Below are 12,790 nucleotides of genomic sequence, written 5' to 3' on the forward strand. Positions count from 1 at the left end.
CCAGAAGGGCGTCCAGGTTTGTCTTCACACACCGACCAACGGGCGCCCTTCGCCATGGTCGCGGCCAGCACAAACATCGGACTCATTCATCTAGGGGGCGTCCGGAAGGTCCCGCCTGGTTGACGACGCCCGGTACGACCTGGGCCCGACGTGACGACGGCCGGGTCCGACCTCCCCGGAGGGGGGCGGACCCGGCCGTCCTGTCATGCGCGGCGGTCGACCGCTGCGCTCAGCTCGTCACCAGCGCGTACGGCGCGAGGACCGCAGCCAGCTCCTCGTGCACCCGGGCCTTGAGCAGGGTGCCCTCGGAGGTGTGCTCCTCGGTGACGACCTCGCCCTCGGCGTGCACCCGGGAGACGAGTCCGCCCTGGGTGTACGGAACGAGCACCTCGACCTCGACCTCGGGTCGCGGCAGCTGGAGGTCGATGAGCGCCAGGAGCTCCTCGATACCCTCGCCCGTCCGCGCCGACACCGCGATGGCGCTGCGCTCGACGTGCATCAGGCGCTGGAGCACCAGGGGGTCCGCCGCGTCCGCCTTGTTGATCACCACGATCTCGGGCACGTCCAGCGCGCCCACGTCGCGGATCACCTCGCGCACCGCGGCCAACTGCTCCTCCGGGGCGGGGTGGGATCCGTCCACGACGTGCAGGATGAGGTCGGAGTCGCCGACCTCCTCCATCGTGGAGCGGAACGCCTCGACGAGGTGGTGCGGCAGGTGGCGGACGAAACCGACCGTGTCGGCCAGGGTGTACAGCCGGCCGCTCGGGGTCTCGGCCCGGCGCACCGTCGGGTCCAGGGTGGCGAACAGTGCGTTCTCCACCAGGACGCCGGCGCCGGTGAGGCGGTTGAGCAGAGAGGACTTGCCGGCGTTGGTGTACCCGGCGATCGCGACCGAGGGCACCTTGTGGCGCCGGCGCTCCTGCCGCTTGATCTCGCGGCCGGTCTTCATCTCCGCGATCTCCCGGCGCATCTTCGCCATCTTCTCGCGGATCCGCCGCCGGTCCGTCTCGATCTTGGTCTCACCGGGGCCGCGGGTGGCCATGCCGCCGCCACCGCCGCCGCCCATCTGCCGGGACAGCGACTGACCCCAGCCGCGCAGCCGCGGCAGCATGTACTGCATCTGCGCCAGCGCGACCTGCGCCTTGCCCTCGCGGGACTTGGCGTGCTGGGCGAAGATGTCGAGGATCAGGGCCGTACGGTCGACGACCTTGACCTTGACGACGTCTTCGAGGTGGATCAGCTGGCCGGGGCTCAGCTCACCGTCGCAGACGACGGTGTCGGCGCCGGAGTCGAGGACGATGTCCCGCAGCTCCTGGGCCTTGCCCGAACCGATGTAGGTCGCCGGGTCCGGCTTGTCCCGGCGCTGGACGACGCCGTCGAGCACGACCGCACCCGCCGTCTCCGCGAGGGCCGCCAGCTCCGCGAGGGAGTTCTCCGCGTCCTGTGCCGTCCCGGAGGTCCAGACGCCGACCAGCACCACGCGCTCTAGGCGCAGCTGTCGGTACTCGACCTCGGTGACGTCCTCAAGCTCGGTGGAGAGGCCCGCCACGCGCCGGAGCGCGGCGCGGTCGGAGCGGTCGAACTGGTCGCCGTCCCGGTCTCCGTCGATCTCGTGGCTCCAGGCGACGTCCTCTTCCATCAGGGCGTCCGCCCGCAGCTTCTCGGGCTTGTCGGTGCCTGTCCGAGCGAAGGTCTGCTCGTCCTGGGAAGGGGATGAAGAGGAGGTCATTTGATCCTTACGTCGATGGAGTGGAAATCCGCTGTGTCAGTCACAACGCGTGACCGTCCCGGATGATTCCCGGTCGGTGGATCGGGGCGCGATCCACGCCGGACACCCGGCTCCGGCAGCGGCGCCGACACCTCGATGGTCCCACGCGGTCCGCACGCCCGTCACCCCGGTTTACACCGCGGTCGCGGGGGCGGCTCTAGGTGACCGGCGGGGTGCTCTGCCAGTCCGGGTGGCCCGGCATGGGCGGCGTGCGCTGCCCGTACACCCATCCGTCGAAGAACGCCGTGAGGTCACGCCCCGCGATCTTCGAGGCGAGGTGGACGAAGTCGGCGGTGGAGGCGTTCGCGTCGCGGTGGTCGCGCACCCAGGCGCGCTCCAGCCGCTCGAAGCCCTCCCGCCCGATCTCCTGCCGCAGGGCGTACAGGACCAGGGCGCTGCCGTCGTACACCACCGGCCGGAAGATGCTGATCTTCTGGCCGGGCGACGGGGGCTTGGGGGCCGCGGGCGGGCCGCCGGAGGCGCGCCACTGGTCGGAGCGGCGGTACGCGTCGCGCATCCGCTGCTCCAGGGTGCCGCCGCCGTGCTCCTGCGCGTACAGCGCCTCGTACCAGGTGGCGTGGCCTTCGTTCAGCCACAGGTCGGACCAGGTCCGCGGGGTGACGCTGTCGCCGAACCACTGGTGGGCCAGCTCGTGGACCATGATCGAGTCCACGTACCACTCGGGGTACGAATCGCTGGTGAACAGGGCCCGCTCGAAGAGCGAGAGGGTCTGCGTCTCCAGTTCGTAGCCGGTGTTCGCGTCGGCGATCAGCACCCCGTACGTCTCGAAGGGGTAGCGGCCGACCCGTTCCTGCATCCACGCCACGTGGTCGGGGGTCTTGGCGAGCCAGCGCTCCAGCTCGTCGCGGTCCGCGGCGGGCACCACGTCGCGCAGCGGGAGCCCGTCGGGCCCCTCGCGGGTCGGGACGGCGGAGCGGCCGATGGAGACCTGGGCGAGTTCGGTGGCCATGGGGTGGCGGGTGCGGTACGTCCAGGTGGTGTTGGCGCCCTCGGTCCGCCGCTCCTTCCTCAGGCCGTTCGCGACCGCGGTCAGCTCGCTCGGCGCGGTGATGCGGAAGGTGAAGTACGCCTTGTCGGAGGGGTGGTCGTTGGAGGGGAAGACGCGGTGGCCGGCGTCGGCCTGGTTCGCCATCGCCAGCCCGTCGCCGGTGCGCACCCAGCCCCCGGCGCTGGCCTGACCGCCGGGGTCGCTGGTGTGCCGGACCGTCACGCGCATCCGGGTGCCGCGCTCCAGGGCCCGGTCGGGCTGGATGACCAGGTCCTCCTGCGCGGTGGCGAAGTCGGCCGGTCGGCCGTTGACCTCCACGGTGTGCACCGTGCCGTGGGTGAAGTCCAGGTTGACGCGCTCCAGGCGGTCCGTGACGCGGGCGTCGATGATGGTCACCGCGTCGAGCGGCTGGGTGTTGCTGCCGCCGTAGGTGAAGGCGACGTCGTACGCGACGACGTCGTAGCCGGGGTTGCCCAGTTGGGCGAAGAGCGTGTCGCCGATGCCGAGCGCGACCGGCTCGGGCGGTGGCAGGGCAGCGGCGACGAGGGCTGCTGAGACGGCGGCGAGCGCCCCGGCACGCAGCGTCCTGCGGGCGGGGCGGCGGGTGGTGGGCGGCATGTGCTACCGCTACCCGCGGCGCGCCGCCGAGGTGCGTCGCCGCGCGCGGCGCCACCCGAACGAGATCAGCCGGTGGCGGCCGGATGCTGGGCGCGGCTGACGTCGTACACGCCGGCGACGTCCCGCATGGCGCGCATCAGCGCGGGAAGCCCGGCGGCGTCCGGCAGTTGAAGGGTGTACGTGTGCCGTACGCGCTGCTGGCTGGGCGGCTCCACGGTGGCGGAGACGATGGCGGCGCCTTCGGTGGCGATGGCCTCGGTGAGGTCGGCCAGCAGCCGGGGGCGGCCGAAGGACTCGGCGACGAGGGTCACCCGGCAGCCCGCAGCGTCGCCCCACCGCACGGGGACGGGGGCGCGGTCGAGGGACCTCATGCGGGAGACGGCGGGGCACTCCTCGCGGTGGACGGTCACCACTCCCCCGCGCACGGAGAAGCCGGTGACGGCGTCCGGCGGGACCGGGGTGCAGCAGCCGGCCAGCCGTACGGCCGCATCCGCGTCGGGCAGGTCGACGACGGCGCTCACGGTGGTCGGGCGGTCGGCGGCGACGGGGGTGAGGGCGGCCCGGCGGGGCGCGGCGGCGGGCGGCTGCGCCAGGTCGGGGTGGGCTTCCAGCCAGGCCGTGATGGCGATGCGCGCGGCCGGGGTGCGGGCGTGGTCCAGCCAGTCGGGCTCGGGGCCGGAGACGGCTTCCTGAGCGCCCTTGAGGGACCCGCCGGCGCCCCTGGAATCGTCGTCGCCGCGGAGCAGGTGCACGGTGTCACCGTCCTTCAGGACGGTGCCCAGGGCTGCGAGGCGTCCGTTGACCCGCGCGCCGATGCAGGAGTGGGCGCGTTCGCCGTACTGGGCGTACGCGGCGTCCACGCAGGTCGCGCCGGCCGGCAGGCCGAGCATCCGCCCGTCGGCGGCGAAGACGGTGATCTCGCGGTCCTGCGCCAGGTCGGCGCGGAGCGAGGTCCAGAAGGCGTCGGGGTCGGGGGTGGCCTGCTGCCACTGGAGGAGACGGGAGAGCCAGCCGGGGCGGGTGGGGTCCACGCGCTCGCCGTCGACGTCGGACGGCCCCGTGGCGGGGTGCTCGACGCCGGTCGCCTCGGCGGACGCGTAGGGGTTGCCCAGCGCGATCACGCCGGCTTCGGCGACCCGGTGCATCCGGTGCGTACGGATGAGGACTTCGGCGACCGCGCCCTGCGGGCCGGCGACGGCCGTGTGCAGCGACTGGTACAGGTTGAACTTGGGGGCGGCGATGAAGTCCTTGAACTCGGAGACCACCGGGGTGAAGCAGGTGTGCAGCTCGCCGAGGACCGCGTAGCAGTCGGCGTCCTCGGCAACCAGGATCAGCAGTCGGCCGAAGTCGGTGCCGCGCAGCCGGCCGCGCTTGGTGCTGACCCGGTGCACGGAGACGAAGTGGCGCGGTCGGATCTGGACCTCGGCGGTGATGCCGGCGTCCTTGAGCACCGCCGAGATGCGCTCGGCCGTGGTGTCGAGGTCGGCCCCGGCGTCGGCGTTCTCGGCGATGAGGGCGCGGGTGCGCTCGTACTCCTCGGGCTCCAGGATCGCGAAGACGAGGTCCTCCAGCTCCGTCTTGAGCGCCTGGACGCCGAGGCGCTCGGCCAGCGGGATCAGGACGTCCTGGGTGACCTTGGCGATCCGGACCTGTTTCTCGGGGCGCATCACGCCGAGCGTGCGCATGTTGTGCAGCCGGTCGGCCAGCTTGATCGACATCACCCGGACGTCGTTTCCGGTGGCGACGAGCATCTTGCGGAAGGTCTCGGGCTCGGCCGCCGCCCCGTAGTCCACCTTCTCCAGCTTGGTCACCCCGTCGACCAGATAGCCGACCTCGGCGCCGAACTCCCGTCTGACCTGGTCGAGCGTCACTTCCGTGTCCTCCACGGTGTCGTGGAGGAGCGAGGCCGTCAGGGTCGTGGTCTCCGCGCCGAGTTCGGCGAGGATCAGGGTCACCGCGAGGGGATGCGTGATGTACGGCTCCCCGCTCTTGCGGAACTGGCCCCGGTGGGACGATTCGGCGAGCAGGTAGGCCCGGTGCAGCAGCGTCAGGTCCGCGTCGGGGTGGTGGGCGCGGTGGACGTCCGCGACGTGGCCGATGGCGTCGGGCAGTCGGTCGCGGCCGGCCGGGCCGAGGAGCGCGGCACGCCCCAGCCTGCGGAGGTCGATCCGGGATCGGCCGCGACGGCGGCTGTGGGCACCGGGGTTGGCGGCCTCTGCACTCATGGGGGGTACCTCCGGGCGGCAATCGACCGGCGGTTGGAGGTGCAGGCGTGCCCTCCGGGCCGGTGCTTGATGCTACCGAGCCCACCACGTGGAGCAGTCCGGCTCTCGCCGAGCGTGAACCGGATCACCCGTTCGAGCGAAGCTCTATCCGGCTGTGGTTTCAGCGGGTTCGGTGGGTTCTGCCGGTTCAGCGGGCTCGACGGGTCGGAGCAGGGCAGCCGCCAGCCGGCCCGTGGCGACGATCACGGCGGGGCCCGTCATCTCTACCTCGCCGTCCGGCCGCTCCGTGATCACCAACCGCCCTCCGGGCAGGTCGACGCGGTACGTGACGGGGACACCGGTGCGCGCGGGGTCGGCGCCGTCCCGGCGCGCCGCCGCGACGGCGACGGCGCAGGCTCCCGTGCCGCAGGAGCGGGTCTCGCCGGAGCCGCGTTCGTGGACGCGCAGGGCCACGTGCCGCTCGCCGCGGTCGACGACGAACTCCACGTTGACCCCGTTGGGGTACACGGCGGCGGGCGCGAAGGCCGGCGCGGAGTACAGGTCCCCGGCGTGGTCGAGGTCGTCGACGAAGGCGACGGCGTGGGGGTTGCCCATGTTCACGTTGCGGGTGGGCCAGCTGCGGCCGTCCACCGTGACGGTGACGGAGCCCTCGGGCAGGGTCGCCCGGCCCATCCGGACCGTGATGTCGCCGCTGTCGGGGTCGTGCGCCGGGCCCTTGGCGATGTGGACGTGCTTGACCCCGCCGCGGGTGGCCACGGCCAGGTCGCCGGCTTCGACGTGGCCGGCGTGCTGGAGGTAGCGGGCGAAGACGCGGACGCCGTTGCCGCACATCTCGGCGATCGACCCGTCGGCGTTGCGGTAGTCCATGAACCACTCGGCCTCGTCCGCCATGGCGCGCGCTTCGGGGTGGGCCGCGGACCGTACGACGTGCAGGACGCCGTCGCCGCCGATGCCGGCCCGGCGGTCGCACAGCCGGGCCACGACGGCGGCGGGCAGGTCGACGGCGTTGTCCGGGTCCGGGACGATCACGAAGTCGTTCTCGGTGCCGTGGCCCTTGAGGAAGTCGACCGGCTGCGGCTCGGCGCCCTGAGGGCGGTGGCGGGCCGGGTCCTGCGGGGGCAGCGGAGGCTGTGCGGTGGTCACGCCGTCCATCGTACGAGTGCGGGGGCGGCGCCGTCGTACGCGCCGACGCCGGGGCTCACGGGACGACGGGGCGCGGCGGGGGCTCAGCGCAGACGGGCGACGCGCCACACGGCCAGCGCGACCAGCAGGAGGCCGAAGCCGACGTAGAGCGCGAGGATCCGCCAGTCCGGCCGCTCGCCCGAGCCGCGCTGCGGCAGCCCCGGCCAGGTGTGACCGACCCGACGGGCCGCCATCACACCCCACCCCGCGGCACAGCAGCTGATCAGCAGGCCGAGCATGGCGACCACGGGACCGCCGTCGCCGGAGCCGAAGGCCAGCGGGAAGGCGAACATCAGGGAGCCGACGGCGGCGAGCATCACGATGGGCGCGAGCTGCCAGATCCGCAGCCGGCGCACGGGGCGCAACTCCACCTCGACCTCGGCCTCGTCGGCGACCAGCTCCTGCTCGTCGGGACCGTCGGGGCTCAATCCGGGCACGCCCTCAACCGCCCGTGGCTGCTGCTCGGTGCCGTGAGGGCCGGCCTCCATCGCCACGCGCCCTCCCCACTCGGACTCCACGTCAATCGATGCTCGATGATGGCACGGTCGGAGATACCTGGATGACGGGCGTGGCGTCCCGATGCCATCACGTGATCAGGCTGTAACCGCTCGTTCGATCAACGCCAGGGCCCGTCGCGGAAGTTCCCCGCGGTCCTCGACTGCTCCACTGAGCCAATGCACCCTCGGATCCCTCCTGAACCATGAATCCTGACGGCGCGCGAAGCGCTTGGTGGCGCGCACGGTCTCGTCGCGCGCCTCCTGCTCGGTGCACTCCCCCGCAAGCGCCGCGAGGATCTGCTGGTAGCCCAGGGCCCTGGCTGCCGTACGCCCCTCTCTGAGCCCCTGCGCCTCCAGCGCGCGCACCTCCTCGACGAAGCCCGCGTCCCACATGAGGTCCACGCGGCGCGCGATGCGCTCGTCGAGTTCGGGACGGGCCACGTCGACCCCGATCTGAACGGTGTCATACACGGCGTCGTGCCCCGGGAGGTTGGCGGTGAAGGGCCGGCCCGTGATCTCGATCACCTCCAGTGCCCGGACGATGCGGCGGCCGTTGCCGGGGAGGATGGCGCGGGCGGCCTCGGGGTCGGCGGCGGCCAGCCTGGTGTGCAGCGCGCCCGGCCCCTGGTCGTCCAGTTCCGCTTCCAGCCGGGCTCGGACGGCCGGGTCGGTGCCGGGGAACTCCAGGGCGTCGATGGCGCCGCGCACGTACAGCCCCGAGCCGCCGACGAGGACCGGGGTGCGGCCCTCGGCCAGGAGGCGGTCGATCTCGGCCCTGGCCAGCCGCTGGTACTCGGCGACGCTCGCGGCCTCGGTGACGTCCCAGACGTCCAGGAGCCGGTGCGGCACTCCGCCGCGCTCGTCGACCGTCAGCTTGGCGGTGCCGATGTCCATCCCCCGGTAGAGCTGCATGGAGTCCGCGTTGACGACCTCCCCGCCCAGGTGGCGGGCGAGGAAGACCCCGAGATCGGACTTTCCGGCCGCGGTGGGACCGACGACGGCGATGACCCGCGGTGCGGGGGCTGCGCTACTCACCGTCCCAGTCTCCCAAACCCGTGGCGGTGTCCCCGAACGAGCGAGGTGACGGCCCGTGCGGGGCTTCGTTGCCTGTTGCGAGGTGGCGAGCGCCGGTCGGCGCACCCCTGCGGCCGGTCGTCCCCGGGCGGCGCGGCAGGGCGCCCCCGGCGCCGGCGGTCCTCGCCCGTACGAGTAGCTGCCGCACGAGTACCTGATGGAGTCTTCAATGGGTGTTTTTTCATGGTTCAGCCGTAAGCCGAAGGGCTCTTCCAGCGAGGCGCCGAGGGGAGCCTCCGCCGAGGCCGAAGCCCCGGCCGCCGCTGCGGACGAGACCGGGGCGAAGCCCTCGGCGACGTCGGAGCCGACCGAGGTGGAGACCGCTCCGGCCGGTGCGGCCAAGGACGCCGGGGCTCCCGGGCCGTCCGGGTGCCCGGACGCCGCGGGTGTGGACATCCCCCGTCAGCAGTCGGCGGGGGACGCCGCGGACAGCGAGGCCGGGGAGAGCGCCCGGCAGTAGCCCATGCGGGCATGTCCCGACGCAAAACGGGCAGTGGTTTGTCACACTGGATGTCAGCAGTCGCTCACGAGGGAAGGTGGCCCATGGGTCTGATGGACACGCTGAAGGCCAAGCTCGCCCCGGCGAAGGAAAAGGTCTCCGACCTCGCGCAGCAGCATGGGGACAAGATCGAGCACGGTCTGGACAAGGCCGCGAAGGCGGTCGACTCGCGGACCAAGGGCAAGTACAGCGGCAAGATCGAGACGGGCACGGGCAAGGCCAAGGAAGCCTTGGGGAAGATCGCCCACAAGGACGACGGCGGCACCCCGCCGTCCCCGCCCCCGTCCTCGCCGCCGCCGGCCGCCTGAGCCCGGGCGTCTGACGCAACGACGGCCTTCGAGGGCCGCGCCGCACGCAGCGGCGCGGCCCTCGAACGTGTCCGGGCCCGTACGGGGGAGCCTCAGGGCGCCGTCCAGGAAGCGACGAAGTAGCCGACGCCGTAAGGGGCGTCGTCGTACAGCATCTGCCCCGTGAGCCCGGCGCCTTCGGCGGCCCCGGCGAGCACCTGCCAGGCCGGGCGGCCGGCGGCCTTCAGTTCGTACGCGAGGGAGGCGTCCAGCGCCCGGAGCCCGGCCGGGTCGGCCTCGGCGAGGGCCCGCGCCACGGCGGCGTCGTGGTCGGCGGCGCGTTCGTCCAGATAGCCCGGCGCCTTCAGGCTCCGGCAGGCGCTGGCGTCGCCCATCGCCAGCAGAGCCACGCGCTCGGCCCGGTCGGCGATCTTCCGGCCCTCCTCGAAGCAGCGCTCGGACGTCGCCCGCTCGTCGACGCCGAGGCCCTCCACCGGGGTGGCCCACTCGGCTGCCTGGAGCAGCCAGGCGCCGACGGCCAGCGCCGGGGGCAACGAGGCCCGCCCGGTGGCCGGGGTCGCCGTACCGAGGCGCACGTCGAGGCCGACGCCGAAGCCGCGGAAGGATCCGGTGGTCCCGGAGGGGTACGTTCCGGCCGCCTCCGCGGTCGTCGGGCCCACCACCACCAACAGCTCGGGCCGAGCCGCGGCGAGCGCCGAGACGGCCCGTGCACAGGCGTCTCTGGCCGCGTCGAGCTCGGGCGCGGCGCCCGAGGCGACCTCGGGCACCAGCAGCGGCGGACAGGGGCACACGGCAGCGGCGACAAGCATGATCGGCAGCCTAATGCGGTGCCACGACCCTCATGCGCCCGGTGGCCGGCGGCGTACGGTCCCGCGGGGGGGGGACACGGCCGCCGGTCCTGAACGGATCAGTGCGCGGCGCAGCCCGGCGCCGCGGCGGCCGGCAGCGGGGCCGGGGCGCCGATCGTGGGCAGGCCCAGCATGACGCCCGCGGGCTTCGCCGCCTGCGTCTCGTTCCGCTTCTGCCAGGCGTCGCCGGCGCGCGTGCGGCGCACGGCGGACACCTCGCCTTCGGCGAGGAGGTGGTGCGGGGCCGCGTAGGTGATCTCGACCGTGACCACGTCGCCGGGGCGGACCTCCTGGTCCGGCTTGGTGAAGTGGACGAGCCTGTTGTCCGGGGCCCGGCCGGACAGCCGGCGGGTGGCGTCGTCCTTGCGGCCCTCGCCCTCGGCGACCATGACCTCCAGGGTCCGGCCGACCTGCTTCTTGTTCTCCGCCCAGGAGATCTCCTCCTGGAGGGCGACGAGCCGCTCGTACCGCGCCTGCACGACCGCCTTCGGGACCTGTCCGTCCATGGTGGCGGCGGGGGTGCCGGGGCGCTTGGAGTACTGGAAGGTGAAGGCGTTCGCGAAGCGGGCCTCGCGGACGGTGTGCAGCGTCTGCTCGAAGTCCTCCTCGGTCTCGCCGGGGAAGCCCACGATGATGTCGGTGGAGATGGCCGCGTGCGGGATGGCCTCGCGCACCTTGCTGATGATCCCGAGGAAACGCTCCTGCCGGTACGAGCGGCGCATCGCCTTGAGAACGGTGTCCGAGCCGGACTGGAGCGGCATGTGGAGCTGGGGCATCACGTTCGGCGTCTCGGCCATCGCGGCGATCACGTCGTCGGTGAAGTCACGGGGGTGCGGCGAGGTGAAGCGGACGCGCTCCAGGCCCTCGATCCGGCCGCAGGCCCGCAGCAGCTTGCTGAACGCCTCGCGGTCGCCGATGTCGGAGCCGTACGCGTTCACGTTCTGGCCGAGCAGGGTGATCTCGCTGACGCCCTCGGCGACCAGGGCCTCGATCTCCGCGAGGATGTCGCCGGGCCTGCGGTCCTTCTCCTTGCCGCGCAGCGCGGGCACGATGCAGAAGGTGCAGGTGTTGTTGCAGCCGACAGAGATGGAGACCCAGGCCGCGTACGCGGACTCGCGGCGGGTCGGCAGGGTCGAGGGGAACGCCTCCAGGGACTCGGCGATCTCGACCTGCGCCTCCTCCTGGACGCGGGCGCGCTCCAGCAGGACCGGCAGCTTGCCGATGTTGTGGGTGCCGAAGACGACGTCGACCCAGGGCGCGCGGGTGACGATCGTCTCCCGGTCCTTCTGCGCGAGGCAGCCGCCGACGGCGATCTGCATGCCCGGGCGCTGGGCCTTCTTCGGAGCGAGCCGGCCGAGGTTGCCGTACAGCTTGTTGTCGGCGTTCTCCCGGACCGCGCAGGTGTTGAAGACGACGATGTCGGCGTCGCCGTCGGAGCCCTCGGCCGCCCGGACGTAGCCGGCGTCCTCCAGCAGGCCCGAGAGGCGTTCGGAGTCGTGGACGTTCATCTGACACCCGTAGGTACGGATCTCATAGCTTCGGGTAACGCCCACTTCGTCCACCGCTCCAACCCGGTCACTGCTGCTGGTCATGCCACAAGGGTAAAGGCGCGCCGGAGCCGCCCCCTCCACGCCTTGGCGGACCCCTTCTGGCGTCTCCTCGCCAACACCTGGTCATCACGGTGAGTGAGCTGGCAGGATCGCAAGCATGTTCATGAGTCGCCTGCGCATCGGCCGTCGCCGCGTGCTGGCCGCCGGTGCGGCGGTCCTCGCGGTGTTCGGGCTGCTGCTGTGGTGGCTGCTGCCGCTGGGGGAGCCCGAGCCCCGGGGCGAGGTCACCTTCAGCACCGGCGTGCGCGACGGCGTCTACCAGCGCTACGGCGACCTGCTGAAGGGCGTCCTCGCCCACGACCTGCCGAAGGTGGACGTGGAGCTGCGGACGAGCGAGGGCTCCCAGCAGAATCTGGAACGCGTCGCGTCCGGCGAGGCGGACTTCACGATCGCCACCGCGGACGCCGTCGCGAAGTACCAGCGGGACGGCAAGGCGGGTGCGGAGAAGCTGCGCGGCTGCGCGCGGCTGTACGACGACTACGTGCAGTTGGTGGTCCCCGCCGACTCCTCCGTGCACAAGGTGGCGGACCTGCGCGGCAAGCGGGTGGGGGTCGGGCAGGACCGCTCCGGGGTGCGACTGGTCGCCGAGCGGCTGCTGGAGGCCGCGAAGCTCGACCCGAAGAAGGACGTCGAGGCGGTGCCGAACGGCATCGACACCGTTCCCCAGCTGCTGGAGCAGCGCGACATCGAGGCGTTCTTCTGGTCGGGCGGGCTGCCGACGCTCGCGGTGCAGGCCCTGTCCGAGCGCTTTCCGATACGGCTGGTTCCGCTGGAGAGCGATCTGATCGAGAAGGTCCACGCCACGGGTGTTCCGACCAGCCACTACCGGTCGGCCGTGATGCCGCCCGACCTCTACCCGCTGGCGCAGAGCGGCCTTCCGGTGAATTCGATGGCGGTGGCGAATCTGCTGGTCACCACCGATCGAATACGTCCCGACCTTGTGGAGGGGCTCACCCGGACGGTGATCAAGAGCCGGGACGACATCGGGAACACCGTGCACCCGGCCCAGCTGGTCGACCTCAGGACCGCGATCTACACGGCTCCGCTCGATCTCCACAAGGGAGCCCAGCGGTACTACCGCTCGGTCAAGCCGTAGCCACGACCAGCCCGGTGAGGACCGCAGGGCGAAGGCGGGGAACCAAGGGCCGGGGG

General features: G+C 72.6%; 11 protein-coding genes. 3 read left to right on the plus strand and 8 right to left on the minus strand.

Going from position 1 to position 12,790, the window contains the following annotated elements; all coding sequences use genetic code 11:
• Window positions 1–229: 229 nt before the first annotated feature.
• The 6 genes from hflX to miaA all read right to left on the minus strand — a co-directional run bounded on the left by hflX (window position 230) and on the right by miaA (window position 8,334).
• Window positions 230–1,729, minus strand: coding sequence for a GTPase HflX (hflX, locus tag AB0E05_RS32635; RefSeq protein WP_361970531.1), 1,500 nt, complete (start codon window positions 1,727–1,729; stop codon window positions 230–232).
• 196 nt (window positions 1,730–1,925) lie between these two features.
• On the minus strand, window positions 1,926–3,395 hold the full coding sequence (locus AB0E05_RS32640; protein WP_361970533.1) for a M1 family metallopeptidase: 1,470 nt from the start codon (window positions 3,393–3,395) through the stop codon (window positions 1,926–1,928).
• A 65-nt stretch (window positions 3,396–3,460) separates the two neighbouring features.
• On the minus strand, window positions 3,461–5,620 hold the full coding sequence (locus tag AB0E05_RS32645; protein ID WP_361970535.1) for an HD domain-containing protein: 2,160 nt from the start codon (window positions 5,618–5,620) through the stop codon (window positions 3,461–3,463).
• Window positions 5,621–5,764: 144 nt separating this feature from the next.
• On the minus strand, window positions 5,765–6,772 hold the full coding sequence (dapF, locus tag AB0E05_RS32650; RefSeq protein WP_361970537.1) for a diaminopimelate epimerase: 1,008 nt from the start codon (window positions 6,770–6,772) through the stop codon (window positions 5,765–5,767).
• 74 nt (window positions 6,773–6,846) lie between these two features.
• Window positions 6,847–7,290 (minus strand): hypothetical protein, encoded by a 444-nt coding sequence (locus AB0E05_RS32655; protein WP_361543932.1) that lies wholly within the window; start codon window positions 7,288–7,290, stop codon window positions 6,847–6,849.
• Window positions 7,291–7,395: 105 nt separating this feature from the next.
• A complete protein-coding gene (gene miaA, locus AB0E05_RS32660; RefSeq protein WP_361970538.1) occupies window positions 7,396–8,334 on the minus strand; it encodes a tRNA (adenosine(37)-N6)-dimethylallyltransferase MiaA in 939 nt (312 codons plus the stop codon).
• 208 nt (window positions 8,335–8,542) lie between these two features.
• Between miaA and AB0E05_RS32665 the strand changes: the two genes are divergently transcribed.
• Together AB0E05_RS32665 and AB0E05_RS32670 are read left to right on the plus strand one after the other, a co-directional pair.
• Window positions 8,543–8,833, plus strand: coding sequence for a hypothetical protein (locus tag AB0E05_RS32665; RefSeq protein WP_361970540.1), 291 nt, complete (start codon window positions 8,543–8,545; stop codon window positions 8,831–8,833).
• Window positions 8,834–8,916: 83 nt separating this feature from the next.
• Window positions 8,917–9,180, plus strand: coding sequence for an antitoxin (locus tag AB0E05_RS32670; RefSeq protein ID WP_361970541.1), 264 nt, complete (start codon window positions 8,917–8,919; stop codon window positions 9,178–9,180).
• Between the two features lie 92 nt (window positions 9,181–9,272).
• On the opposite strand, the gene AB0E05_RS32675 is transcribed toward AB0E05_RS32670, so the two are convergent.
• Together AB0E05_RS32675 and miaB are read right to left on the minus strand one after the other, a co-directional pair.
• Window positions 9,273–9,989 carry a class III extradiol dioxygenase subunit B-like domain-containing protein gene (locus AB0E05_RS32675; RefSeq protein WP_361970543.1) on the minus strand — a complete coding sequence of 239 codons (717 nt, stop codon included), beginning with the start codon at window positions 9,987–9,989 and terminating at the stop codon, window positions 9,273–9,275.
• A 98-nt stretch (window positions 9,990–10,087) separates the two neighbouring features.
• Window positions 10,088–11,620 carry a tRNA (N6-isopentenyl adenosine(37)-C2)-methylthiotransferase MiaB gene (miaB, locus tag AB0E05_RS32680; RefSeq protein WP_361970545.1) on the minus strand — a complete coding sequence of 511 codons (1,533 nt, stop codon included), beginning with the start codon at window positions 11,618–11,620 and terminating at the stop codon, window positions 10,088–10,090.
• Between the two features lie 115 nt (window positions 11,621–11,735).
• On the opposite strand from miaB, the gene AB0E05_RS32685 reads away from it, so the two are divergent.
• On the plus strand, window positions 11,736–12,734 hold the full coding sequence (locus tag AB0E05_RS32685) for a TAXI family TRAP transporter solute-binding subunit (RefSeq protein WP_361970547.1): 999 nt from the start codon (window positions 11,736–11,738) through the stop codon (window positions 12,732–12,734).
• Window positions 12,735–12,790 lie beyond the last annotated feature (56 nt).

It is taken from the genome of Streptomyces sp. NPDC048057, from assembly GCF_040653095.1.
GTDB lineage: Bacteria > Actinomycetota > Actinomycetes > Streptomycetales > Streptomycetaceae > Streptomyces.

Coding starts and splice junctions, on each gene's coding strand:
- AB0E05_RS32665 (WP_361970540.1), top strand. CDS start 8,543: ATGGGTGTTTTTTCATGGTTCAGCCGTAAGCCGAAGGGCTCTTCCAGC.
- AB0E05_RS32670 (WP_361970541.1), top strand. CDS start 8,917: ATGGGTCTGATGGACACGCTGAAGGCCAAGCTCGCCCCGGCGAAGGAA.
- AB0E05_RS32655 (WP_361543932.1), bottom strand. CDS start 7,290: ATGGAGGCCGGCCCTCACGGCACCGAGCAGCAGCCACGGGCGGTTGAG.
- AB0E05_RS32675 (WP_361970543.1), bottom strand. CDS start 9,989: ATGCTTGTCGCCGCTGCCGTGTGCCCCTGTCCGCCGCTGCTGGTGCCC.
- hflX (WP_361970531.1), bottom strand. CDS start 1,729: ATGACCTCCTCTTCATCCCCTTCCCAGGACGAGCAGACCTTCGCTCGG.
- miaB (WP_361970545.1), bottom strand. CDS start 11,620: ATGACCAGCAGCAGTGACCGGGTTGGAGCGGTGGACGAAGTGGGCGTT.
- AB0E05_RS32685 (WP_361970547.1), top strand. CDS start 11,736: ATGTTCATGAGTCGCCTGCGCATCGGCCGTCGCCGCGTGCTGGCCGCC.
- dapF (WP_361970537.1), bottom strand. CDS start 6,772: ATGGACGGCGTGACCACCGCACAGCCTCCGCTGCCCCCGCAGGACCCG.
- AB0E05_RS32640 (WP_361970533.1), bottom strand. CDS start 3,395: ATGCCGCCCACCACCCGCCGCCCCGCCCGCAGGACGCTGCGTGCCGGG.
- AB0E05_RS32645 (WP_361970535.1), bottom strand. CDS start 5,620: ATGAGTGCAGAGGCCGCCAACCCCGGTGCCCACAGCCGCCGTCGCGGC.